Source organism: Methanonatronarchaeum sp. AMET-Sl (genome assembly GCF_029854155.1).
GTDB lineage: Archaea > Halobacteriota > Methanonatronarchaeia > Methanonatronarchaeales > Methanonatronarchaeaceae > Methanonatronarchaeum.
The window spans coordinates 1,531,291-1,555,502 of the sequence record NZ_CP122958.1; the positions used below are offsets into that span (position 1 = coordinate 1,531,291).

The 24,212-nt window shown below is 39.9% G+C and carries 21 protein-coding genes; 11 read left to right on the plus strand and 10 right to left on the minus strand.

Translation table 11 applies throughout. The features are described 5' to 3' along the window. Positions 1-2: 2 nt before the first annotated feature. Positions 3-752: a creatininase family protein gene (locus QEN48_RS07845; RefSeq protein WP_280108345.1), complete on the minus strand. Its 750-nt coding sequence runs from the start codon at positions 750-752 to the stop codon at positions 3-5. Positions 753-1,017: 265 nt separating this feature from the next. Here QEN48_RS07845 and QEN48_RS07850 point away from each other — a divergent pair, with 265 nt between their 5' ends. The 6 genes from QEN48_RS07850 (at position 1,018) to metG (ending at position 9,668) form a co-directional block, all read left to right on the plus strand. Further along, on the plus strand, positions 1,018-1,785 hold the full coding sequence (locus tag QEN48_RS07850) for a universal stress protein (RefSeq protein ID WP_280108346.1): 768 nt from the start codon (positions 1,018-1,020) through the stop codon (positions 1,783-1,785). A gap of 3 nt (positions 1,786-1,788) precedes the next feature. After that, entirely contained in the window at positions 1,789-3,393 is a 1,605-nt protein-coding gene (locus QEN48_RS07855) for a cation acetate symporter (protein WP_280108347.1), read from the plus strand. A 107-nt stretch (positions 3,394-3,500) separates the two neighbouring features. Further along, on the plus strand, positions 3,501-5,531 hold the full coding sequence (gene acs, locus QEN48_RS07860; protein WP_280108348.1) for an acetate--CoA ligase: 2,031 nt from the start codon (positions 3,501-3,503) through the stop codon (positions 5,529-5,531). A gap of 100 nt (positions 5,532-5,631) precedes the next feature. Beyond that, entirely contained in the window at positions 5,632-6,108 is a 477-nt protein-coding gene (locus QEN48_RS07865) for a gamma carbonic anhydrase family protein (RefSeq protein ID WP_280108349.1), read from the plus strand. A gap of 52 nt (positions 6,109-6,160) precedes the next feature. Beyond that, entirely contained in the window at positions 6,161-7,528 is a 1,368-nt protein-coding gene (locus tag QEN48_RS07870) for a cobyrinate a,c-diamide synthase (protein WP_280108350.1), read from the plus strand. Positions 7,529-7,700: 172 nt separating this feature from the next. Beyond that, positions 7,701-9,668, plus strand: a complete 1,968-nt coding sequence (gene metG / locus QEN48_RS07875; RefSeq protein ID WP_280108351.1) for a methionine--tRNA ligase — start codon at positions 7,701-7,703, stop codon at positions 9,666-9,668. 234 nt (positions 9,669-9,902) lie between these two features. On the opposite strand, the gene QEN48_RS07880 is transcribed toward metG, so the two are convergent. Genes QEN48_RS07880 through QEN48_RS07890 form a run of 3 tightly spaced genes read right to left on the minus strand, consistent with a single transcriptional unit; the run spans position 9,903 to position 13,020 of the window. Then, positions 9,903-10,466 carry a protein translocase SEC61 complex subunit gamma gene (locus QEN48_RS07880; RefSeq protein WP_280108352.1) on the minus strand — a complete coding sequence of 188 codons (564 nt, stop codon included), beginning with the start codon at positions 10,464-10,466 and terminating at the stop codon, positions 9,903-9,905. A gap of 35 nt (positions 10,467-10,501) precedes the next feature. After that, positions 10,502-11,638 (minus strand): cell division protein FtsZ, encoded by a 1,137-nt coding sequence (ftsZ, locus tag QEN48_RS07885; protein WP_280108353.1) that lies wholly within the window; start codon positions 11,636-11,638, stop codon positions 10,502-10,504. 50 nt (positions 11,639-11,688) lie between these two features. Then, positions 11,689-13,020: a D-aminoacyl-tRNA deacylase gene (locus tag QEN48_RS07890; protein WP_280108354.1), complete on the minus strand. Its 1,332-nt coding sequence runs from the start codon at positions 13,018-13,020 to the stop codon at positions 11,689-11,691. Positions 13,021-13,045: 25 nt separating this feature from the next. On the opposite strand from QEN48_RS07890, the gene QEN48_RS07895 reads away from it, so the two are divergent. The 4 genes from QEN48_RS07895 to QEN48_RS07910 all read left to right on the plus strand — a co-directional run bounded on the left by QEN48_RS07895 (position 13,046) and on the right by QEN48_RS07910 (position 17,133). Further along, complete coding sequence (locus tag QEN48_RS07895; RefSeq protein WP_280108355.1) at positions 13,046-14,050, plus strand: ribose 1,5-bisphosphate isomerase; 1,005 nt, start codon at positions 13,046-13,048, stop codon at positions 14,048-14,050. A gap of 131 nt (positions 14,051-14,181) precedes the next feature. Further along, positions 14,182-14,676, plus strand: coding sequence for a macro domain-containing protein (locus tag QEN48_RS07900; protein ID WP_280108356.1), 495 nt, complete (start codon positions 14,182-14,184; stop codon positions 14,674-14,676). Between the two features lie 121 nt (positions 14,677-14,797). Continuing rightward, positions 14,798-15,940 (plus strand): NAD(P)/FAD-dependent oxidoreductase, encoded by a 1,143-nt coding sequence (locus QEN48_RS07905; RefSeq protein WP_280108357.1) that lies wholly within the window; start codon positions 14,798-14,800, stop codon positions 15,938-15,940. Positions 15,941-16,104: 164 nt separating this feature from the next. Further along, complete coding sequence (locus tag QEN48_RS07910) at positions 16,105-17,133, plus strand: uroporphyrinogen decarboxylase family protein (protein ID WP_280108358.1); 1,029 nt, start codon at positions 16,105-16,107, stop codon at positions 17,131-17,133. Positions 17,134-17,184: 51 nt separating this feature from the next. On the opposite strand, the gene QEN48_RS07915 is transcribed toward QEN48_RS07910, so the two are convergent. From QEN48_RS07915 to QEN48_RS07930, 4 genes are all read right to left on the minus strand, one after another. Next, entirely contained in the window at positions 17,185-18,588 is a 1,404-nt protein-coding gene (locus QEN48_RS07915; protein ID WP_280108359.1) for a methyltransferase MtaB domain-containing protein, read from the minus strand. Between the two features lie 15 nt (positions 18,589-18,603). Then, positions 18,604-19,383, minus strand: a complete 780-nt coding sequence (locus tag QEN48_RS07920; protein ID WP_280108360.1) for a cobalamin-dependent protein — start codon at positions 19,381-19,383, stop codon at positions 18,604-18,606. 256 nt (positions 19,384-19,639) lie between these two features. Beyond that, the gene (locus QEN48_RS07925) at positions 19,640-20,902 is read right to left on the minus strand and encodes a tRNA (N(6)-L-threonylcarbamoyladenosine(37)-C(2))-methylthiotransferase (protein ID WP_280108361.1); all 1,263 of its coding nucleotides are present in this window, start codon (positions 20,900-20,902) and stop codon (positions 19,640-19,642) included. A 36-nt stretch (positions 20,903-20,938) separates the two neighbouring features. After that, positions 20,939-21,991, minus strand: coding sequence for a phosphatidylglycerophosphatase A (locus QEN48_RS07930; protein WP_280108362.1), 1,053 nt, complete (start codon positions 21,989-21,991; stop codon positions 20,939-20,941). A 138-nt stretch (positions 21,992-22,129) separates the two neighbouring features. Here QEN48_RS07930 and QEN48_RS07935 point away from each other — a divergent pair, with 138 nt between their 5' ends. Further along, positions 22,130-22,273, plus strand: coding sequence for a hypothetical protein (locus QEN48_RS07935; RefSeq protein WP_280108363.1), 144 nt, complete (start codon positions 22,130-22,132; stop codon positions 22,271-22,273). A gap of 321 nt (positions 22,274-22,594) precedes the next feature. On the opposite strand, the gene QEN48_RS07940 is transcribed toward QEN48_RS07935, so the two are convergent. Together QEN48_RS07940 and tnpA are read right to left on the minus strand one after the other, a co-directional pair. Next, on the minus strand, positions 22,595-23,749 hold the full coding sequence (locus tag QEN48_RS07940) for a transposase (protein WP_280108364.1): 1,155 nt from the start codon (positions 23,747-23,749) through the stop codon (positions 22,595-22,597). A gap of 2 nt (positions 23,750-23,751) precedes the next feature. Further along, positions 23,752-24,141: an IS200/IS605 family transposase gene (gene tnpA / locus QEN48_RS07945; RefSeq protein ID WP_280107913.1), complete on the minus strand. Its 390-nt coding sequence runs from the start codon at positions 24,139-24,141 to the stop codon at positions 23,752-23,754. Between the last annotated feature and the right edge of the window lie 71 nt (positions 24,142-24,212).

Below are 24,212 nucleotides of genomic sequence, written 5' to 3' on the forward strand. Positions count from 1 at the left end.
TTTTATTTTGTTTGTTTTTGTATTTCTTTGGCGAAGTAGTTGACAGTGTCTTTTATTATTTTTTCTCCTATTTTTTTGGTTGCTTTTTCTGGGTTTCCTAGGACTCCTGTTTTTGTGTATGCTTTTAGGCCTTCTGTGAATATTGTGGAGGAGTTTATTTCTCCGGTGTATCCTTTCTTGATGTTTTGTTTTTTGATTAATTCTGGGTGTTCTGATAGTAGTATTGATGTTTCTGCTGCTCCTGCGTGGTTTATGTCTCCTGGTTTGATTCCATGGTTTTTTGTTGAGTCGTTCCAGACTTTTATGTGTTTTTCGAAGCTTGATAGTGGTATTATTTTTGTTCCGTCGAGTTTTTTTGAAATTTCGGGGGCTATTGTTGTGACGGGGGCGCAGTTTCCGCCGTGTGTTGAGATTATTGCTATGTTTTTGAATCCATGGTTTGCTAGTGATGTGCAGTAGTCTTTGATGAGCTCCATTAATGTGTGTGGTTTGATTGTTATTGTTCCTTTGAAGTCCATGTGGTGGTCGCTGCATCCTACTTGGATTGTTGGTGCCATTAGTGCGTTTGTTTTTCTTGCTATTTTTTCTCCTAATATTTCTCCTATTAATGCGTCTGTTGCGGTTGGTAGGTGTGGGCCGTGTTGTTCTGTTGAGCCTACCATTATTATTGCTGTTTCGACTCCGTTTTTTATTGATTTTTCTATTTCTTTTGTGGTCATTTCTTCTATTTTGACTTTTTTTGGTTTTTCCATCTGTTTTTTCTCCCTTTCTGTTTTTCTGTTTGTAGTTATTTTTGTTTTTGTTGTATTTGTTTTCTCAGATATTTTTATAAAACAATAATTATAATTATTGTTTGTTAGCTTTTGATGTCTGTGGTTTTGTTTGTGTTTTTCACTCCCTATAACAACGTTTTTATTCGTTAATTGTCGAAGCAAAGTTTTATATATGTTCAAATTTCATGATTATTCGTGATAAATAGGCCATGGAGGCCCCATAAAACACCATAGAGGAACACAAATGACTGAAAAAAAAATATTACTAGCAACCGATGGATCAAAACCCGCCCTAATGGCCACCAAAAAAGCCATTGAAGAAGCAAAAACCATCGATGCAGAAGTACACGCACTCACAATAGAAGAGAAGGCCCCCATGACCCTCCTAGAAAAAAAACAAGAAAACATAGCCGAAGAAAAATACTTCGAAATCAAATCAAGAGGAAGCGAAGTCGCTAAAAAATATGGAGAACAACAAGGGGTAAAAGTAGTTGAAAAAAAAGTCGAGACCGGTCCCGTAGTTGCCGCTATACTCGAATACGCAAAAGAGATAGATCCCGACTTAATTGTCGTTGGAAACTCAGGAAGAAGCGGATGGGAAAAAGTAAGACTAGGTAGCGTTGCAGAAGGCGTAGTAAAAAAAGCCAGCCACCCAGTCCTGGTAACCAGAGTAAAAAACGACGACTACCTCGAAGACATACTTGATATAGCACGCCAGATGCCATTACCCTCAATAGAAGAACTAGAAGAACTAGTAGACATCGACCTAGATGAACTCGAAATAAAAAAACAATTAGGACTTGCATTCGGAACACTACTCGCATTCCTAATACCATTCTTCGGACTAGCCGCAATAATATCCTGGGCACCAGATATTTCTGGAGCCAAAATAATCGGGTACGAACTGAACATCGCTCTTGTATGGATACTTCTTATGTTCCCACTAGGATGGGTCACAGCATTACTCTTCAACCAGTACGCAAAAAAATACGATAGAGCTAAGGAGAGCTAAATAATGAACATAGTTGCCTTAACCATTGTTCTAGCACTTGTAACCATAACAATCGGAGTGGCTTGGTACAGCCGTCGTTGGACAAGAACAACATCAGAGTTTTACGTAGCAGGACAAAAAATATCTTGGGTTCAAAACGCCTTAGCATTAACCGGAGATTACCTAAGCGCCGCAAGCTTTCTTGGAGTCACCGGAGCCATAGCTATACTAGGAATAGACCGTACATGGGATGCAATAGGATACTTCGGAGGATACATCGTTCTCCTCGCACTACTAGCAGTTCCACTAAGAAAAGTTGGAAAATTCACTGCCTCCGAAATACTTACAACCAGATTCCGAGCAAGCAAAACAGTACGTACAAGCGCAATGATAGGAAGCACGGTAATATCCTCATTTTACATAGTACCCCAACTAGTAGGCGCCGGAGCCCTAATGCAGATACTACTAGGATGGGATTACGTCATTTCAGTACTCATAATCGGAGTAATAGTAATAACATACGTAGTTATGGGTGGAATGCGAGCAACAACCTACAACGCAGTTATACAAGCTATCGTACTCTGGTTCGCAATGCTAATAATCCTATTACTAACAGTAGTACTCTTCTTCGACTACAACCCACTTAACATCATAGATTCAGTAAGTGGTTTAGTACCTCCTGAAGTAGCTGCAGGAATGATATCAGATGGAGCAGCATTAGAAGGAAACTATTACGAAGTAATCGAAGAAGTTACAAACCGACTAACCGGAGGAGAAACAGCACTAGTACCAGGTGCGTTCGCTCCTGACTGGATGAACCTATTCGCACTAGCAATCGGACTTGCATTCGGAACAGCCGGACTACCACACGTCCTAAAAAGATATTACACAGTTGACAAACCAAAAGACGCAAGAACAAGCACAATAGGAGTCTTATTCTCCATAGGGACCTTCTATATAATGGCAATATTCGCTGGACTCGCCGCAATGGTACTACTCTATCCCGACTTAATAGGATACTTCCAAGCCGGAGAAGACTCAATAGCACAAAACATGGCCATACCATTACTAGCTGAATTAGTTGGAGGAGATGTCTTACTAGGTATCGCTATAGGTGGAGCTTTCTGTGCTATACTAAGTACAATTGCAGGCCTCCTAATGACCATTGGAACTACGTTAACCCACGACTACTACATGGAGCTCATAGAGCCAAACGCAAGTGAGAAAAAAGAGGTATTCGTAGCAAAACTATCCATAATCGCAACCGGAATAGTAGCGGTACTCATAGCCCTCTCATTAGGTGACCAAAACGTCAGCTTCCTCGTAACACTAGCCTTCGGTATAGCAGCAAGCGTATTCTTCCCAGTCCTATTCATGTCAGTATGGTGGAAAAAATACACACGACAAGGAGCAATTGCAACAATGGCAACAGGACTTATAATCTCCGTTATATTCGTTGTTGCCCACCTAATAGGTATGACAAGCGTGCTTGGCCTACCAGTCCTCATAAACCCAGCGTTATACAGCCTACCCGGCGCCTTAATAGCCGGAATAGTTGTAAGCCTACTAACTGATGACGTTGGAGACGTTGACCGGTTCATGGCTCTCGCACACAGAAAAGAAGAATAAACATCTTGGTGGGTAATCCGAAATGGATTCCCACCACAATAAAATATAAATGAATAATCATTATAGAAGGGAATGTGTTATCTTTAACATAACCAAGAGGTGTAAAGATGGGAAAAAACGCAGCACAAAACTCTGAAGATTATGGAAAACAATGGGTCAAAGAAGATCCAGAAAAAGAAGGCATATACTGGCCAACAGAGGAACTCAAAGAAAAAGCACACATAAACGACGCCAAAATATACGAAGAAGCCAGAAAAGACCCACATCAATTCTGGGCAGAACAAGCAAAAAAAGAATACGATTGGTTCGAAGATTGGGACGAAGTAATGGAATGGGAACCCCCCTTCTTCAACTGGTTCTTAGGAAGCAAAACAAACCTAGCATACAACTGTCTAGACAGACATCTAGAAGACAAAAGAAACAAAGCCGCAATTATATGGGAACCAGAACCAATCGAAGAAGAGAAACAAATTCTCACATACCAAGAACTCTACAACATGACAAACAAGTTCGCAAACGCCCTTAAAGACCTAGGTATCGAAGAAAACGAACCCGTAACCTTCTGGATGCCAATGGTTCCAGAAACAGCGGTAGCAGCTCTAGCTTGCCAAAGAATAGGAGCCTGGCACTCCATCGTGTTCACAGCATTCAGTCCAAACGCCGTCAAACAAAGAATGGAAGACGCCGGATCTAAAACATTAATAACAATAGATGGATTCTATCGAAGAGGAAAGGTAATAGAACTAAAAAGCCAGATAGGAGAAGTACTAGAAGAAGTTGAAGCTGAAAACTGCATAGTTGTAAACAGAGCAGATACCGAACCACCAATGGAAGAAGGAAGAGACATTTACTTCGACGAATTAATGGAAAAAGGAGACAGCTATTGTAAACCAGTTGAAAAAGATGCAGAAGACACAGGATTCTTACTATACACATCCGGAACAACCGGAAAACCAAAAGGAATAAAACACTCATGCGGAGCCTATGGCGCACAAGCCGCAGTTACAATGAAATGGATCTTCGACATCCACGAAAACGACGTATTCTTCACAAGCGCCGACATAGGCTGGATAACCGGACATAGCTACGCCCTCTACGGACCACTCTCCCTAGGAGCAACCGAAATATGGTACGAAGGATCACCAGACTATCCAGAACCAGACAGACTATGGAAAATAATAGAAGAAAACGGCGTAACACAATTCTACACAGCACCAACCGCAATAAGAGCCCTAAGACAAAAAGGAGACGAATGGGTAGATAAACACGACCTAGGGTCATTAAGACTACTTGGCTCAGTCGGCGAACCAATAGACCACGACACATGGATGTGGTTCTTCAACAAAGTAGGTGGAGGAAGATGCCCAATAGTCGACACATACTGGCAAACCGAAACCGGAGGAATACTACTAACATCCCTACCAGGAATCGGACCGTTCGTACCAGGAGTAGCTGGACCAGCAATGCCAGGAATCGGATACGACATACTCGACGCGACAGGAGAACCAGTAGAACCAGGAGAAAGCGGTGAAATAGTTATAAAAGGACCAAACTTCGGTCCCGGAATGCTAAGAGGCGTATACAAAAACCCAGAAAGATATGAAGACACATACTTCAGCGAATATGGAAACGAAACATACTTCAGTGGAGACGGCGGAGTAAAAAGAGAAATCCAAATCGGAGGACAACAACTACTAGAGATCACAGGCCGAATAGACGACGTCCTCGAAGTAGCTGGACATAGATTAGGTTCAGCCGAAATAGAAGACGCAGTAGACAGTATAGACGAAATAGTAGAAGCCGCAGTAGTAGGAGAACCACACGAAGTCAAAGGAGAAGTCCCAGCCGTATTCGCAATACTACAAGACGGAGTCGAACCCTCACAAGAACTAGAAAAACAGATAGTTAAAGTAGTAAGAGAACAAGTTGGGCCAGTTGCAACACCACACGTTGCATACTTCGTTTCAAACCTACCAAAAACAGAAAGCGGCAAAATAATAAGAAGATTCCTAAAAGGACTTGTAAGAAACACAGAGCTTGGAGACATGACAACAGCAAGCAACCCCGAATGCCTCGTAGAAATCGCAGAGAAAACAGAATACGACGGACCACAAGAAATACCAGGCTACAACGCCTAACCCAAAAAAACCCTCTCCCCCTTTCTTATTTTTTTATCTACCGAATATCCAACTATTTTTAATTAACTTAACTCAATCTTCATAATTATAGTGATCAAAAATGGATGTAGATCAAACAGCATACATATCTAAAACCGCCCACATAACTGGAGACCTGGAGATAGGGCGTTATTCAAGCGTTTGGCACAACGCAACTATAAGGGCCGACAGCACCATCAAAATAGGTAATGGAACAAACATACAAGACAACGCAGTGTTACACTCCATGGGAGATGAAAGCACATTTGTAGGTGACAACGTAACTATAGGACATTCCGCCGTAGTACATGGCTGCACAGTTGAAGATGAATGTCTAATAGGTATGGGTTCAGTAATACTGAATGATGCCGTTATAGGAGAAAACTGCATAATAGGTGCTTCCGCATTAATACTTGAAGGTCAGGAAATACCTCCTAACTCTCTGGTTATCGGTGTTCCTGGGAAAGTAGCACGAAATCTTAATCAAGATGACATTCAAAGAATAAAGGAAAAAGCACGTGAATACAAGGAACTTGCAGAAAAATACAAAAAAGAATAAAAACGAACAAAAAACCTAAATACACTTAAAAAGACCTTATCGAGGTAATAATTTGAATCCAAGAATATTGGTTGCAGGAACTAAAAGTGGTGTTGGAAAAACAACTATAACTATAGGGTTGATGGGGGCTTTAAAGCAAAAAGGAATCGATGTACAGCCTTTTAAAGTTGGGCCTGATTATATAGATCCTGGTTTCCATACCCAGATTACAGGAAACAGGTCCCGCAACTTAGATAGCTATCTACTAAAAGACAAAGTTATAAAAGAAAGTTTCTTAAACGCTTCATCAAACTCAGATATATCTATTATAGAGGGGGTTATGGGTCTCTACGACGGTAAACATGGAGGGGGAGAGCCTGGAGCAGGTAGTTCCGCCGAAATCGCTAAAATACTAGACATACCCATAATCCTAGTTATAGACGCCGGAAAGATGGCTCAAAGCGCAGCTGCAATGCTACATGGATACAGTACCTACGACAAAGAAATCGAGGTAGCAGGAGTAATACTGAACAACGTTAGCAGTGAAAGGCATTATCAAATGATTAAAGATGCTGTAAAACAAGATATCGAGTTCTTAGGATATCTTCCATGGAACAGTGATTTAGAACTCCCTGAAAGACATTTAGGGCTCGTTCCAACATATGAAAGCAAAAACCTAGATAGTTATATGGAAAAACTATCCAACTACATATCCAAACACATAGACCTTGAAAAAGTAATAGGGATAGCAAACGATACCAAAAAAATCGAAATAAAAAACTGGAGTGTATTCAGACAAACCCAAAAAACCAAAGTTAAAATCGCAGTAGCATTCGATCAAGCATTCAATTTCTATTACTATGACAACCTCGATATACTAAGCGAACTTGGTGGCGAAATAATTGAGTTCAGCCCAATAAAAGACAAGAAACTCCCCGAAGCCGATGCTTTATATATCGGTGGTGGTTTTCCAGAAACCTTCCTACCAGAACTGGAAGAAAACCAGTCAATGAAAAAAACAATTAAAAATTTCTATAACTCAGGTAAACCAATCTACGCAGAGTGTGGCGGACTTGCATACCTATCCAAAGAGATAATAGATTTTGATAATGAACCATACAAAATGGTCGGCATTGTACCTGGAAAAGTCAAAATGACAGACAAACTACAGGCAATGGGATACGTAAAGGCAGAGACAACAAATAACAACATATTGATGAATAAAAATGAATTTACAAAAGGCCATGAATTCCATTACTCCAAAATAACTGGCCTAAACAAAAAAGAAAGCAGTTATAAATTATTTGGAGGAAAAGGCAAGAATGGAAGACATGAAGGCTACGTAAACAAAAACCTATTAGCTAGTTACGTACACCTCCATTTCGGCACAAACCCATCACTACCAAAAAAACTACTAAAAAAAGCAGAAAAAACTAAGTAAATAAATCCAAAACCTTGAAGCAATTTATTACAATTTTAAATACCTAAAAACATTAGATTCTAAAAAAACACAGTAATCGCCTAAAAAAACATAAATCAGTCTATTACCTGACACTTAACTAAAGTTCAGTTAAAAACCCTAAAACATAAAAAAACAGAATTGAGAGGATATTGTGAGAAAGATATTAGTCACCACTGCATGGCCATATGGAAACGGTCCAATTCACTTAGGTCACTTCGCGGGAATGGTGTTACCAGCAGATATATTCGCCAGATACCATAGAATGAAAGGAAACAAAGTTGCCATGGTTTCAGGAACCGATATGCATGGAACACCCATATCATTGAAAGCCGAACAAGAAGGAATGACCCCTAAACAACTATCAGAAAAATACCATAAAATAATAAAAAAATCATTAATGGACTTAGGCGCTTCCTACGAACTATATACCAAAACAACAACAGAAAACCATTATGAAACAACCCAAGATATGTTCAGCACATTAAAAAAGAAAGGACATATCTACAAAGACAGTATGGATCTTTTCTACTGTCCAGAATGTGACCGATTCCTTCCAGACAGATATGTAGAGGGTGTTTGTCCACACTGTAATGAAGAACAAGCCAGAGGCGATCAATGCGACGAATGTGGAATGACTCTAGACCCAATCGACTTAAAAAAACCCTATTGCTCACTATGTAACGCAACCCCTATTGAAAAACAAAGCGAACACCATTTCTTAAAACTATCAACATTCAATGAAGAACTAAAAAAATGGATATCTGAAAAAGAAGATGAATGGAAACCAAACGTAATAAACTTCACAAAACAATGGCTCGAAGACGGTTTAGAAGACCGACCAATAACACGAGACATGGAATGGGGAGTTCCGATACCAGGTGGAGAAGAAGGAAAAAGTATCTACGTTTGGTTCGATGCAGTAATAGGATACCTATCAGCTACAAAAGAATACACAGATAAATGGAGAGAATTCTGGGAAGACGAAGAAGCAGAAACATACTACTTCATAGGAAAAGACAACATACCATTCCACGCAATCATATGGCCAGCAATGCTAATGGGCTATCAAAACCTAAACCTACCACATTGTGTATCCGCAAACGAATTCTTAAACCTAGAAGGCCGTCAATTTTCAACCAGCCGAAACTGGGCAGTTTGGCTTAACGAAGTCCCCTTCGACCCAGACGCAATAAGATACCACCTCACAAGCATAATGCCAGAAAACAAAGATTCAAACTTCACATGGGAAGGATTCCAAACCAAAAACAACGAAGAACTTGTTTCAACATACGGAAACTACGTACACAGAGTACTAACATTAATACAAAACGAACTGAACGGCGAAATAAAACCAAAAGAAACAGAGATAGACCCAGAAGTCCAACAAAAAATCAAAGAAACAGTTGAAAAAACTGGAAAACAAATAGATAATAGAGAATTCAAAAAAGCACTTGAAACCGTAATATCACTATCAGCATACGGAAACACCTACCTAAACAAAAAAGAACCATGGAAATCCGACAACCCTAAAAAAACATTATACAACTGCCTCAACATCGTCAAAACACTATCAATAATAACAGCACCATTCATGCCAAACTCAGCAAACCAACTATGGCAAACAATAGGCAACAAAGACACAGTACATAAACAAAAATGGAGCAACGCCAAAAAACCAATAAAAGAAACAAAAATAGATAAACCAAAAACCTTATTCAAAAAAATCGAAGACAAAGAAATAGAAAAACAAATAAACAAATTAGGAAGTGAAAAAATGGAAGAAAAAAAAGAACAAGAAAAAATATCATTCGAAAAATTCCAGCAAATGGACATAAGAGTAGCAAAAATAAAAAAAGCCGAAAAAATAGAAGGATCAGACAAACTACTGAAAATAAAAGCAGACATCGGAAACGAAGAAAGACAATTCGTAGCCGGGCTCGCCAAAACACATCAACCAAAAGAACTAATCGGAAAACAAGTAATAGCAATAACAAACCTAGAAGAAGCCGAAATATTCGGAGAAAAATCAGAAGGAATGATACTAGCAGCCGACCAAAACAATAAACCGATACTACTAAAACCTGAAAAAGAAACAGAAACAGGAACACCAATAAAATAAATTAAAAAAAACAAACGGAGGGACATACAACCCCTCCCAACCAAAAAACCAACAAAACATAACTAAACTAAAAAATAAACCTTACCCCTCACCATAACTAAACTAAAAAATAAACCTTACCCCTCACCTGCTGACCCAATCAATTATATTCTAAACCAGATTAATAGCCATAAACCCTACATAATACAATATGTATATGAAGGGGGAGAACCCACGGCATTAGCCATGGGAAGCTCACCAGGGTCCATGTTCATATGGGTTTCTTTCTAAAGCAGTTCCCTCAGTGTTATGTTGCCAGATATCGTCTCCCCAGATATATGCATTAACGTTTGATTGTGGACCTATTCCCTTTAACTCTATTTCTATTACTTCACTTTCACCAGGTTCAAGAGAGGGGATTATCTGTGTTTCATTTCCTACTAATTCACAGTTTATTGTCTCAAGCTTTAGGTTTAGTTCACCGGTTTCAAGTGAGGCGTCTTTATTTGTTATCTGGAGTTGCAATGTTACGTTTGCTTCGTCTTGATCGAATTCAGGTAGGAATTCTGCTTGGATTTCTGCGTAGTTTTGTTTCACGAAGTACTCTGGAAGGTCATCCATCGCTAGGTATGTGATAAACCCAAGGCTACCTACTAATAGGATGCCTATTGCCACAATCTTGCTTACTTGCCAGAACTCTTCTTTGTCTGGTTTTCTAGCTAGTTTTAAAACTCTTATATACTCAGATAGTTTTTCTTTGAGGCTTTTTACGGCCTTGTCTACGTCATTATCTTTGCCTTTACTGCTACGTCTTGCCAACTTTTCACCGCCGGTTTTTATTCACGCAGGAGTTGTCATCCGACGAAATCGATTCCATGTTTCTCGATTTCTTCTTTTTCAGCTTCTTTTGTTTTGCCTAATATTTGGGATGATTTTACTCCTGTTACGACTAACATGACTCTTACAGTATCTTCAAGGTTTTGTTCTATTTGAGCTCCCCATATTATCCTTGAGTCTGTGCTTATTCTGTCGTGAACTTCTTTGACTACGCTTTCGGATTCGGAGACACTTATGTCTGGTCCACCGGTTACGTTTATTAATGCGGCTTCTGCGCCACTTATATCGACATCTAGTAATGGGCTTTGGAGGCTCTTTTTAACTGCTTCGTGGGCTCTTTCTTCGCCTTCGGCTTGACCGACACCTATCATTGCTACGCCACCGCCTTCCATTATTGTTCTGACGTCTGCGAAATCGAGGTTGACGAGGCCGGGTTTGGTTATTAATTCGGTTATTCCTTTAACAGCTCTCATTAATACTTCATCTGCTACTTTGAATGCTTTTTGTAGTGGGAGTCTTGGTACTGTTTCGGTTAGTTTATCGTTTGGTATTACTATTACTGTGTCTGCTACGTTTCTTAGTCTTTTTAGCCCTGCTTCTGCATTCTCCATTCTTACTTTTCCTTCTACTTCGAATGGGAGTGTCACGACAGCTATTGTTAGTGCTCCAAGTTCTTTTGCTACCTTGGCTACAACTGGTGCTGAACCTGTTCCGGTACCTCCACCTAATCCACAGGTTACGAAAACCATGTCGGAGCCTTCTAAGACTTGTTCTAGGTCTCTTATGTTTTCTTCAGCAGCTTCTTTACCTATTTTAGGGAGGCTTCCGGCTCCAAGGCCTTTGGTCTTGTTTCTACCTATCAGTATTTTGCGGTGTGCATCTGTGGTTACGAGGTGTTGTGCATCTGTGTTTAGCGCTATCATTTCTGCGCCTTTGATACCTGCTTCCATCATTCGGTTTACGGTGTTTGATCCACCTCCACCACAACCAACGACTCTTATTGTTGTTCCTATTTCTTTTATAACTCTCTGCAGCTCTTCGTCTTGTTCTTGTTTCTCTGGAGGTTTAATCGGTCTCGTTACATCTTTGTTGTTTGTTGAAATCTCTTCTTCATCTTCTGTTCTTTCTAAAGCTTCTTCAACTACGGATTTCATCCTAATCCCCATCTTTAAACTTTCAGTTAATTTTTATGTAAATCTAACTTTCAACCCATGCCTATTTTATCGAGGACCTTGGGAGGGTACTTTAAATTAATCTCTTTCTTATTTATATTGTGTACCATATCGGGAGTTATAGTTTTTCCTTCTATCTCTAGTTCCTTGCCCCCAGAGAGAACTCCAAACTGTTTTTTCTCCACTCCAAGCGACAATGCCTTGTCGGGATTGAATTTTTTCTGGGTTATCTCCACCTGAATATTTCCTTCCCTCCGTGATACCTCTATGGGTTTTTCTTGTCCTATAGTTTTAATAGCACAGTTTATTAATTTCTCAATTCTATCTTTAAAACTTTTCGAAGGAATATAGAATTTGTTTGTTATTGTGCCGTTATTTTTTTTATAGTAAATTACTTCAGACTTATTTAAACAACTTTTCAAAATATCTCTATTTTTCCCAAACCTCTGAGCCATGTTTATTAGTTCTTCATTTATTTTGATTAATTTAAATTCCTTATATCGTTTTTTTCCAGCATAAATAGGTTTAGAGTTCTCTATAGAGTTTTCAATAAATTCACTCCATAGTTTAGGGTTTAATGGATCCAAATCTCTTATCTCACCCTCTGAATATACAGGTAACTTATATTTAGATAGTTCTTGTTTCTGGATTTCATTACCAGAGAGATGTATGAAACTACATTCCGGTGTTTTCTGAATCATTTCTCCAACCATCTCATAGTTATAGGCATAACTAGGCATAAGATGGCCTAAAGCTATGTTGGTTTCCAATAAAAGGCGGGTTTGTTCAGGAGCATAATGTCCCCCTCCAATACTAATTCCATTAGCTCTATCCGTTTGACCGGTTTTATCTAGAGATAAGATTGTTTCAGCAACGATATCGCCAGCAACAGGGTCATTCCATTCCTCTTCACCACTACCTATCTCAACAAACAATGTAGGTATTTTTAGATTTGAAGGTCCGTGATGAGTAGCCTCAAGTGATGGTTTATATTCAGTTCCATCTGAAAGTTGATTCAGTTTTTCAAGCACCATTTTAAGATATTTAGGTGCAGAAAACGAAATCTCTCTTGGATTCCCTCCAACCTTAGCTTCATCACCTATATTACCTGGCGTATGAACAGATAATAATTTCTCTCCATTACTACTGCTGTGTCGAGAAGGGAACACTATACAACTAGACTCAATGTTTTCTTCATCAAGCTCTTTATCAAGCCCATTTTGGTCTATATGCCTTCCAATATCTTTTATTAACCTTAATTCCCCATGATTTAATATCGGTCTACCCCTGAACTCTCCATCCTCAACCCAATCGGCTTTATCCAACAATTTATTTTGTATGTTAACGCTTGCTGGATCCCCCATCGATACATAAATAGTTATTGTCACTATGGAAATGTTTTTGAGTCAGAAATGTAAAAAATTTAAGCGTGTTTGTGAGACAGGTCGTATATTCAAGCAGAGGAAGGTATATATGGATGTTTCTAAGACGGCAAAAAAAATAAAAGAAATGGAAATAAGAGGCGCTGGAGACATAGCTAGAGCAACAGCTAAGGCCCTTAAACACACGGCAGAAAAATCCAATGCAACCTCAGTAGATGAATTCAAAGAAGAGATAAATAAATCCAAAAAAATATTACTAAACTCAAGACCTACAGCTGTTTCACTTCCTAACTCAATTAGATTGGTTACTAAAAACCTAGATAGATACTCAGACATAGAGGGAGCAAGATCTAATATAATCAAACGTGCTGATAAATTCATTTTAAGATCGAAAAAATCAATCAAAAACCTCGGAGAGATTGGAAGTAACCGTATAAAAGATGGTGACACCGTTTTAACCCACTGTAACTCAGATGCAGCGCTATCAGTCATTAAAGAAGCCTATAAAACCAAAAAAATAAACGTAATTGCTACAGAATCTAGGCCAAGACTTCAAGGTAAAATAACTGCAAGAGAACTCGCTGAACATGGAGTCCCAGTCACCTTAATAGTTGATTCTGCAGTCAGGTCCTTCATGAAGAACGTAGACATAGTTGTTGTTGGAGCTGACGCAATAGGGGTAAATGGAGCAGTCGCAAACAAAATCGGTACATCACAGATTGCATTAGCTGCCAACGAAGCGAGAGTCACATTTATGGTGGCAGCTGAAACATATAAGTTCTCACCAAAAACAGTCATTGGTGAGCCAATAAAAATAGAAGAAAGATCTGAAGATGAAGTTTGGAAAGACTGTCCAGGCGGCATCTGCATCAAAAACCCCGCATTCGACTTCACACCCCCCGAATACATCGATTTAATCAGCACAGAAATCGGATTAATTTCACCACACATGTCATACGCCATACTTAAAGAAGAGTTTGATTGGAGCATAGAAGAACTAAAAAACAGTTAAAACCAAAAAAAAACAAAAAAACCTTATAAATTAAAATACAGGTGAAATGACCTCCCCCCTGAAGATGAAAAAAGGGTCTTAAGGCCTGAGGTTAGATAATAAATGAAATATATAAACTATTTATTGGTTCAATGAAGGTATCAATCAAGAAAATAGATATAACTAAAGTTAAAGTTGAAGCTATAGTTAATCCATCAAACCCACAATGCACTATGGGCGGAGGAGTTGCTAAACAAATACATGATAAAGGTGGAAAAGAGATAAAAACTGAAGCACGTAAACATACACCAATCAACATTGGTGAAGCTGTAATCACTGGAGCAGGAAGGCTTCCAGCAAAATACATTATACATACACCAACCGTTAAAACTCCAAACGGAAAAAGCAGTGAAATAATAATTGATAAAGCCATTAAAGCAATATTAAAAACAGCATTAGATAATAAAATAAATACAATAGCGATACCCGGATTAGGAACCGGTTCTGGTGGTATATCTTACAGAAAAAGTGTTCTAACAGTTTGTAACAATATAAAACAAATCAAACCAGAACTTGAAATAATATTAGTATACCAAAACAAAGAACATGAAAAACAACTAAAAAAACACTCTAAAAAACTAAAATAAACCCAATTTCAGATATTTTTTATAACTATCCCACAAAAAATGAGTTCTATCCAGGGTTATAAGGATTCATTAACAACCGGCTTTAATTATATCTATATTTATCGTTAAGGAGATGTTTTGTTTGTCATTGTATGATTTAATCGTGGTTGGGGCAAGTCCCGCTGGCCTGCAGGCGGCTAACATTGTTGCTGAAAGAGGTTTTGATGTACTAGTTATTGAGAAACGAAGTGATTTCTCAATAGACCCTGGGCCTGCTGACACATCTTTTGATGGTTTTTTCAGACAGATGGGGTTTGAGCCAGTAAGTGATTACATAACTCATCGTTTAGAGGGTATGCGAATAACGTCTCCATTGAACACAACTTTAGAGATAAACACACCTGGTTTCTCCATAGATAGAGAAAAGTTTGATAGATATTATTTAGATAAAGCACTTGGCGTTGGTGCCAGCGTTGAACTGGGAAGAAGAGTTAATAGAATAGATATTGACGAAAAAGTCTCAGTTATAACTGAGGATGGGAAGAAGTTTAGGTCAAGGGCAATAGTAATAGGTTCTGGAACTCGAGACAAATTAATAAATCAAGTTGGCTTAAATACGATGCGTTATCCAAATGACCTTGCTAAATCCATTCAGGTTGAAATGGAAGGAGTTGAAGTTCCAGAAACTCACTTCCATTATTATCTGGGTAAAAAAGTTTCACCCGGTTGGAAAGCAACTATTTCACCTAAAGGTGATGGTAGAGCGAGTATTGGTTGTTTTGTAAGAGATGCAGATCCAGAAAAATATCTAGATCGTTTTTTAGAAAGAAGCATGTTTGATGGTGCTGAAATAATCAGGATACAACGAGGGGAAGACCAAATAATAACGATACCCAGCCAGTTGGTAAACGATCGAGTGATGGTTGTTGGTGGTGCTGCTGGTCAAGCCGGTATAGCTTTTGCAATGGCAGCAGGAAGGCTATCAGGAAAAGTTGCTGTAAGAGCATTAAAACAAAAAAACCTCCGTAAGGAAAACTTAATGGAGTACCAAGACAGGTGGCGCAAAAAATACCTCAAATACTATAGAGCAGGACGTTTCTCACTAAAAACAATCGAGAAAATGAGTGATGAAGAACTTGATGAAGTAATGAAAGCACTAGAACCAATAAATCTCACAAAACACCTAACAAAAAACAAACATCTAACCACAACCGCCCTAAAAATCGGAATAAGAGCTTTAATCAACAAACCAAGCCTTATAAAACATACAAAAAAACTATTATAACTAAGGCCATCCAAAAGCTGGTTTTCTCAAAAAAAATCCAAAAAACTAATCTACTCTTTTTATTTAAATCTAGTTATGTAAGCGATGCCCTAAATGGGGTATCTGTTTCCTGAAGTGAAGAAGAGGGGAATTTGCTTTAGGACTCAAATAGGGGTGTATATTTTATGGATAGAATGGAAAGAGTCCTGAATAGTATTAAAGGAAAAGAGGTTGACCGACCACCCGCATTCAGTGGAATGGGCACGATAACTATAGATAACACAGAGAAATTTGGTTATAAATTCCATGAAGTGCTTAGGGACCCTGAAAAAATGTCAGATGTAGCCGTTGCATCTATCGAGCTATTTGAACTAGAAAGCGTAAACATACCTATAGATCAAACAATACAAGCAGAAGCTTTCGGAGCAGAAATTGAGTTCAAAGAAAGCGATGAAAAAAACATTAGATATCCATCTATAAAAACGAATGTAGTAGAAAACATAGAGGATTTTATAGAAATCGAACCACCCACAATAGATGAAGCTGGAAAAATACCCGAAGTTCTAGAAGCAATTGAATTAGCCAAAGAAAAAGCACCTACAGACATTCCAATCGGAGGTTGGGTAATGGGGCCTTATGTTTCAGCAGGCCAACTACTTGACCGTAAAAAAATACTGGCTGCAACAATGCGCGACCCAGAAACCGTTCATGAAATCCTTGAAATACTAAAAGACTTCGAAATAAACTACATTAATAGATTAATCGAAGCCGGAGCCGATTTTATCTGCCTAAGAGAACCCGCTGCAAGCCAAGACGTATTAATGCCAAGCCAGTTCGAAGAAATTGTAAAACCATACCTAACGGAGATACTAAAAAACATAGACACACCAAAAATACTCCACATATGCGGGTTAACAGACGACATAATAACAAAAATGTGGGATTGCGGGCCCGACGCACTAAGCGTTGAAGAAAAAAACAACCTATATCAAAACAGAAAAGACCTAGGAGAAAAACCTGTCTTATACGGAGCAATATCCCCAAGCGAAACACTATACAAAGGAACACCAGAAGACATCAAAAAAGCTGTCCAAAAAAGCTATGACGCCGGAGTAAACGCAGCAATGCCAGGAGACGACATCTGGCCATTAACTCCAAAAGAAAACATGAAAGCATTCGTAGAAGAAACAAAAAAAATAAAAAATAAAAAGTGATTTGGTTGGTTTTAAAACCCCAACCAAATCCATCATCATTTATCACATTATTTACAATCCGTAGTTCTTTGGATCGAATTTTGGTAGGTCTCCGTATTCGTTGAGGCATTCTTCTACGAATTTGTCTTCTTCTTCTGGTAGTGCTCTTAGGTCTGTTACTATTGAGTCTAGTGTGTCTTTTTCGTGTGAGCTGAGTTGGAGTTCTCCTTTTTCGTTTGCTTCTTCGATTAGTTCGGCTGCTTTGAGTGCGGCTGCTTTTGATCTTCTGTAGTAACTGTCTCCCTCTTCCACCATGGCTTCTCCTATTTTGTATGCGTTGTCGTATGCTATTATGAAGCTTTCTGGGGATCGGTATCTGTCTGACGCCATGTAGATGTCTCTTAGTGTTTTGTCTTCTCCTAGTTCTTTGGCTGTGTTCATGAGGGATACTTCGTATCCTACTGCTTCCGCCCATGTTCCGCTGCTCCATCCACTGAATTCTTCGTGGAATTCAGCTGACTCGTTTGACCAACCATCACATACCTGTGCGGCTAGATTACCCATTAGGTCAGCATGCGCAACACTGCAATCCTTCCCTTCTTGAACTGTGGGTTTGCCTGCGATTGCTTTTACGATTGGTCCTTCGTATCCGCAGTCTTTGTCTGGTCCGGTTGCTCCTTGTTCCCAGGCGACTATTGTTCGGCCTGCGCAGATTGCTCTTGTGATTGCGCTGAATGTTCTTGCTATGTCTTGGTCTAGGTATCCGCCTGCTATGAACATTGCTGTGTTTGCTGCTGGGCAGTTTGTGTCTCCTCCTGGTACTACGTTGTTTTTTTCTGCGATGTCGACTATTTGGCTCCAGAGCCATTCCATGTCGATGGATCCTAGGTATCCGATTCCGAATAGGAATGCTTTTATGTCTCCTCTTTGTATTCCGTAGTCGGCTAGTTCCATTCCTCCTGATGATTCGATTTTTAGTACGTCGGCTCCGTTTTCGGCTGCTATTTCGAAGCTGCCGATTACTTTTTCTGGGTAGAATGATTCTCGGTCTTGTCCGTGTCTTAGGCCTTTTTCTGATACTCTTAGGTCTGGGATTGTGTGGGTTGTTGCTGTTGCTATTCCGTGTTCTTCTGCGAATTCTTCTGCTATTGCGGCTTGGTTTTGGATTGCTGGTCCTTGTGCGTATTCTACTGGGTTTTCTCCCATTTGGTGTACCCATTCGTTTTCTATTTCTTGTGTTGGGAATCCTAGTGTTACTGCTCTTTGTAGTATTGTTTTGGTTATTTTTCGGAATTCGGTTTTTAGTTTTTCTGGTCGTGCTTCTGCTCCTGGTCTTGGTGCTATTTTAGTTACTCCGAATACTTGGCCGCCTCCTGCTGTTATTTGGGGGCCGTGTCCGTAGGTTACAGGTTCTTTCGCTTCTCCAAAAATCATTTCTTCTGGATCGTCATACGCCATTTCAGTATATTTAGACATTTTTAACACCTCCAATTAGGCTGATGATGGTACGATTTCATCGTACTCTTCTCTTATTTGTCTCCAATCTTTGCCTTCTCTAACTGCTTCACAGATACTGGGTCCATCCGATGCATCATCTGCAAAAACACCCATTGGGAAGCTGTGTACGTAGGATTGGTTGACGGCTCCACCGGCTCCAATAAATGTTATGTCAATTCCTTCTTCTTCCAATCTCTTAGCAACTCGTGGGAAGGCTGTTTGTGTAGTGGTCATTAATGCCGTTCCTGTAAGTACATCTGGGTTTTTCTCTTTTACTGCGTCTACTACGTCTTCGACTGGTACGTCTCTTCCCATGTCGATTACTTCGTAGCCTTGTGCTTTGAGCATTGCTGCTGCAATATCTTTTCCAATGTCGTGTGGATCTCCTTCAGCAACATGCATCAATACCTTGCCTTTAGCTTGTCTTTCATGACCAGCTTCTCTCATAGCTTCTTCACATAGCTCTATTCCTCTACCCATGGCGTCTCCAGCTATAATCAGTTGAGGTAAGTAATAGACTCCTCTTGAGTATAGTTCTCCATTGATGTCCATTCCTGGGATTAGGCCTTTGTTTATAACGTCTTCTGGGTCATAATTTTCTAGAGCTGCCTCTACCTCATCGACAACTTCTTCCAAGAAAACTAGTTTTTGTGTAATTGTTTTCCATGGTTCTTCTTCGGGCGCCATCTGTTCAAAAAGTTCTTCGGGTGTGACTTCTTTCTCTGACACGATGTCATAGCGTTTAAAAATATTGTCGTAGCTCACGCTACTCATATCTAACATTTTATTCCCCCTTTCACAATATATTCTCTAAATAACGCTATAAATAACTTGTGATTCAATCATCACAGATTATATTGCATTTACTTTAAATAATGACTCACGATTTATATTATTTATTTAATAGATTAAGTAACCTTTTCCTCTCACTAAATAGAAAGAGGTCTTAGCTCTGATAAAAAACAATAAAACCAAAAGAAACAAAATAGGAATCTATATAACTCAATTAGGAGTTGGGTTTTTATGTAGTTTAATTGGATTGTTTCTTGGATTCTTTCTTATTTTTGGTTGTTTTTCCTGTTAAGTAAGCAAATGTAAAGCCATCTAATTTGATTTTATATTTTTTACCGATTTTAACTGGGTTTTTAACTACAACAGGGTTGTAGTCTATGTCTCGACCGATATATGTATTTTTTTTCCCTTTTTTTGTGATTAAAACCATTTTTTGTTTTCCAATCAATTTCTTTTTGTTTTGTTTGCCGTATTTTTTCCTAAGTTCGGTCATTTTTTTAGATCTTTTTTTCTTTTCAGATGACTTGATTTCCTTTAGTTCATATGCTTTTGTACCGGGTCTTGGTGAGTATCTTGTGATGTTTATTATGTCGGGTTCTATTTTTTTAATTATATCAACAGTTTTCTGAAAGTCCTTCTCAGTTTCACCTGGAAAACCTGTAATTATATCGGTTGCAACTGTACCTCCGACTTTTCTTTTGTATTTATTTATTAATTGTTCAAAATATTCAGGGCTGTATGACCTGTTCATTTTTCTTAATATTTTTTTGGACCCTGATTGTAGAGGGAGGTGTAGGAAGTTGTAAACCTTTTTGTTTTTGTAGAGGTCTATGATTTCATCTTCAATTCCTTTTGTATTGAATGGGTTCATCATCCCTACTCTTACCTTATAATCTCCTTTTATTCCTGTGACCTTGTTGATAAGGGTTGCAATGTCTGTATTTATGTCTAAACCGTATGCTGCTGTGTCTTGTGCCGTTAATTGAATTTCCTTGACTCCTTGGTGCACCATTTTTTCCACTCTACTCACTACAGAGTTTATTGGACTACTCTCAAGTTTTCCTCGAGCTTTTTTAGTTATACAATACGAACAATTACCTTTACAGCCATCAGCTATCTGAACTCTCCCTATTGCACCATCGATGTGAGTTGGGGCATCCCATTTTCTATAACAAGTTTCCCCACCCATATAACTTAACAAATCTCCAACTTTATCTGGCGGGAGAAGTATAGCATCACCATCTATTTCTTTCACATCCTCAGGTTGAGCAGAGGCAAGACAACCAGCAACAACAACGTTTTTGTCTTCAAAATCTTTTATACGTCTCAACATCCTTTTCTCAGTCTTATCAATAACAGTACATGTGTTAATAACTACTAAGTCCGCTTTATCTGGAGAATCAACTAATTGATATCCTGAATCCTTAACCATACCTTTCATAACATCTGTTTCAGCTCTATTGGTAGTGCATCCGTATGTTTCAAAATAAATCGATTTCATTTTACAACCGTTCCATCATGTAGGTTAGGGGTCACTTCATTTCCTATTTTTCTCTTCAAATAATCTAGTCATACAACCAGCTATCAAACCACCTATGACATCGTCAAGAAAAACATCTTTTTCATCTAGTTCACTTAATATCCCTGGTTTTTGTTTGTCGTATCTAACAAAGTTGAACAAACCGTTTTTTCCAGCGATATATTCAGCAATATCGATCCCAAGTAGTTCATCTGCTACTACGTATGCTGGATCTCCTTTGTTTTGAATCCTTGATCTCCTGCCCAAATAAATTCCAGATTCAATCAACAACTTAATGTTCTCATCGCTACATTTATCTCTCAATATTGATTTAAATCTTGATCTATCTACTTTAGAGGGTACACCCCCCTCATATAATTCAAAAGCTGCGTTAGCCATATCATTGATTGTTATTCCATTTTCTTCAAGTCGATTTAAAATAGATCTATTAATTGAATAGCCTTCTTGTTTATCTAAAGCATCAATAACTCCTTCTTCAACCAGGTTATAAACAGTTCTACCAATCGGAGTTGCTACTCCAGCATATTCCACAGACTTTCCCTTTGCTCCATCTTTAGCTACAGCAATAGCATCGGTCGGAGTACCTGTTATTAGATCACCATTATACATTATCTCAAGATGTCTCAACGCATTCGCTTTAGCTTCAGTAATAACTATGAAAAGGTTCGCCATAGCTGTAGGACTGAGATTACAATCAGTTACAAGAATAATGTTTATTGTATTACTTTTATCATTTAGACTATTGCCAATACCAGCGGTAATCCAAACCTTAACTTCATTACCATCAACCTCAGCTGAACCAACATAAAACTCAGTGACATCAGCACCTGTCATAAAACCTACCACACGATCCAACTCATTTTTATCTAAATCAAGAGTTTCAAGAAAAGTCTCAAATATCGGCCTACCTTCATTCTTGTCATCATCACCATCTACATTCATATTAACAATTCTATCACACTCACTAAACCCACCGTTAAGCGGAGCAGAACTCAAAACATCAAAATTACCTATAACCTCAAAATAATCATCAAAACTGTTGAAATCCAATTAGATACCTCCAAATATCAAATCTTTTTAACACTAAAAACCTATTAACAAAAAAAATAGTTCTCAAATATTAAGATAACTTCCTATTACGTGTTGCTTTTTTGTGGTTAGGGGTTTTATATCCTTGTGGTGTTTGTAATGGTGGGGGAAAAGGTAGAAGAGGTAGAAGACGTTGAAGAGATTGAAGAGGAACTTAAGGACCTAAAGTATACTGCTGTTTTAGTCGTAATTGTTTTATTGTTGGTGCTGTTTGGTGTTATTGCATTTGGATTCACGATATAACCCGATTCAATAGGTGAATCATCACTTGGGTTTAGGAAATCTCTTTTGGGAGTTTTTTGTTCTGTTGAAAAAATAATTCACTATAGTTTTTTGTTATTTATTGTTTTTTCATCTTAAATGAAGACTTAAGACCCTCTTTTAGGTAAGGGAAAACAGGCCCGTTGATAAAGGTTTAGTGGTCTGACCATACCGATATTTGAATGTTTGTTTGGGAGGCCTGTACTTAAACTAAAGTTATTCCATTTGGTTTTAAAGATATGTCTATAGCTTAAGGCTTACATCTAGAGATGTTTAAATATATTTTCTGACATCCTCTCACGGCTAAAGCTGTGGGGTTCCCCCACTGGGGGTTGAACCCACGGATACGGAGAGGTTCGCAGGTTCGTCGTCACGTTGGACGATGACCTGCGTTTTGGGCTGTGCCAGTACAGCCCCCGCCATGGACAGCGGTTTCGAGAACTTGCCCAAGGCTCGTTTGCCAATATTCAGCGCACCGTTCTTGTCGGCGTTGTCGTCCAGCCCACACTCGGGACACTTAAAGCGTCCCTGCGTCTCTCGGACGCCCTCGCAGGCACAGCGGTTGCACGTTTTCGACGTGTCGTATTCTTCGACCAACTGCACGTCGATGCCCGCGTCGTGGGTCTTGTACTCGATGTAGTTGAGCAGGCGGGCGAACGGCATCTTGTGGGTCTTGTCGTTGACGTACCGCCCTTTGTCATTGTCCTTGCGGATACCGCCGAGGTCGCCCACGACGATGATTGCGTTCCGTTGTTCGGCGTCCTCCACGATTTGGCAGGCAATCTTGTGGAGGCGGTCGTCCACCTTCCGCGCTTCCGCGTCCCCGATACGCTCGACCACCTGCTGTCCCTGTCGGGGTTTCGCTTTCCCGATGGACTTCCGCAGTTGTTTGTAGTGTTCGCGGATACGACGCACTTCCTCGCCGTAGAACGTGGTCTTGCGGTCAGAGAGGAACGCAGAGGTGGCGACCCATCGTGCGCCCATGTCGATAGCCAGCACGTCGTCGTACTCGTCTTGTACGGTCACAGACCGCTTCACGACGAGATGGACGTACCAGTCACCGTTACGGCGCACCAACTCGCTGTCCCGAATATCGCCCTCACGGACGAGTTGTTCGTCCTTGTGCGGAACGTGGGCGGGACACCAGATGGAGTTGCCCCGTCCACGCTCAGGGTCGTAGACGGGGAGTTTGACCCACCATGACGAGAGAACGGTGTCCTCGTCGTAGGACACGTCGAACACGTCGTTGCGGAGAACGACAGGCTGTTCGGTGTCGGGGTTCGGGTCTTTCTGTCGCTGGACTTTCGATGCCTGCTGTTTGGTCGCGGAATAGAGGTCGGCGTCTCCACCGCGAACCTCTGTCTGGAACGCCTCGTACTCACGGGCGAGCAGGTCAGCCTTCCTGTTGGTCAGCGAGTGGAGTTTGACCCGCACCGTGGTTGAGACGTTCCGTTGCATGACTACTCACCTGCTTGGTCATCGATGTACTCCTCGATGACTTCGCTGGATACGTCGCCCGCACTTGAGACGAAGTACGAGCGCGTCCACAGCGACGGCAAGCCGAAGTCAAACTCGTCGCGGAGGTGGCGCGAAGAGTAGCCCTTGACCTGTTGCATGATTTTGTTCGGGGCGAGCGTTGGGTCGCCCGTGATGAACAGGTGTACGTGGTCGGGGCGAATCACCAACTCCAGTATCTCTAAGTCGAGTTCGTCGGCTTTCTCCCCGATGAGCTCTTCGAGACGGTCGCATACCTCTCCCTCAAGCACCGATTTACGGTACTTCGGACACCAGATGAAGTGGTACTGGAGTTTGTGGACATTGGTACGTTCCCTGTCGAACCCACGAGGCATAGTCAGTATATAGAGACTACTCACCTAAAGATGTTACGCAAACATCCAACCCCAACCGTGGCTATGAATGT

Excerpts from the sequence above, each read along its gene's own strand:
- QEN48_RS07845 (WP_280108345.1), bottom strand. The coding sequence starts at position 752 with ATGGAAAAACCAAAAAAAGTCAAAATAGAAGAAATGACCACAAAAGAA.
- QEN48_RS07850 (WP_280108346.1), top strand. The coding sequence starts at position 1,018 with ATGACTGAAAAAAAAATATTACTAGCAACCGATGGATCAAAACCCGCC.
- QEN48_RS07855 (WP_280108347.1), top strand. The coding sequence starts at position 1,789 with ATGAACATAGTTGCCTTAACCATTGTTCTAGCACTTGTAACCATAACA.
- acs (WP_280108348.1), top strand. The coding sequence starts at position 3,501 with ATGGGAAAAAACGCAGCACAAAACTCTGAAGATTATGGAAAACAATGG.
- QEN48_RS07865 (WP_280108349.1), top strand. The coding sequence starts at position 5,632 with ATGGATGTAGATCAAACAGCATACATATCTAAAACCGCCCACATAACT.
- ftsZ (WP_280108353.1), bottom strand. The coding sequence starts at position 11,638 with ATGAAATCCGTAGTTGAAGAAGCTTTAGAAAGAACAGAAGATGAAGAA.
- QEN48_RS07890 (WP_280108354.1), bottom strand. The coding sequence starts at position 13,020 with ATGGGGGATCCAGCAAGCGTTAACATACAAAATAAATTGTTGGATAAA.
- QEN48_RS07895 (WP_280108355.1), top strand. The coding sequence starts at position 13,046 with ATGGAAATGTTTTTGAGTCAGAAATGTAAAAAATTTAAGCGTGTTTGT.
- QEN48_RS07900 (WP_280108356.1), top strand. The coding sequence starts at position 14,182 with ATGAAGGTATCAATCAAGAAAATAGATATAACTAAAGTTAAAGTTGAA.
- QEN48_RS07910 (WP_280108358.1), top strand. The coding sequence starts at position 16,105 with ATGGATAGAATGGAAAGAGTCCTGAATAGTATTAAAGGAAAAGAGGTT.
- QEN48_RS07915 (WP_280108359.1), bottom strand. The coding sequence starts at position 18,588 with ATGTCTAAATATACTGAAATGGCGTATGACGATCCAGAAGAAATGATT.
- QEN48_RS07920 (WP_280108360.1), bottom strand. The coding sequence starts at position 19,383 with ATGAGTAGCGTGAGCTACGACAATATTTTTAAACGCTATGACATCGTG.
- QEN48_RS07925 (WP_280108361.1), bottom strand. The coding sequence starts at position 20,902 with ATGAAATCGATTTATTTTGAAACATACGGATGCACTACCAATAGAGCT.
- QEN48_RS07935 (WP_280108363.1), top strand. The coding sequence starts at position 22,130 with ATGGTGGGGGAAAAGGTAGAAGAGGTAGAAGACGTTGAAGAGATTGAA.
- QEN48_RS07940 (WP_280108364.1), bottom strand. The coding sequence starts at position 23,749 with ATGCAACGGAACGTCTCAACCACGGTGCGGGTCAAACTCCACTCGCTG.
- tnpA (WP_280107913.1), bottom strand. The coding sequence starts at position 24,141 with ATGCCTCGTGGGTTCGACAGGGAACGTACCAATGTCCACAAACTCCAG.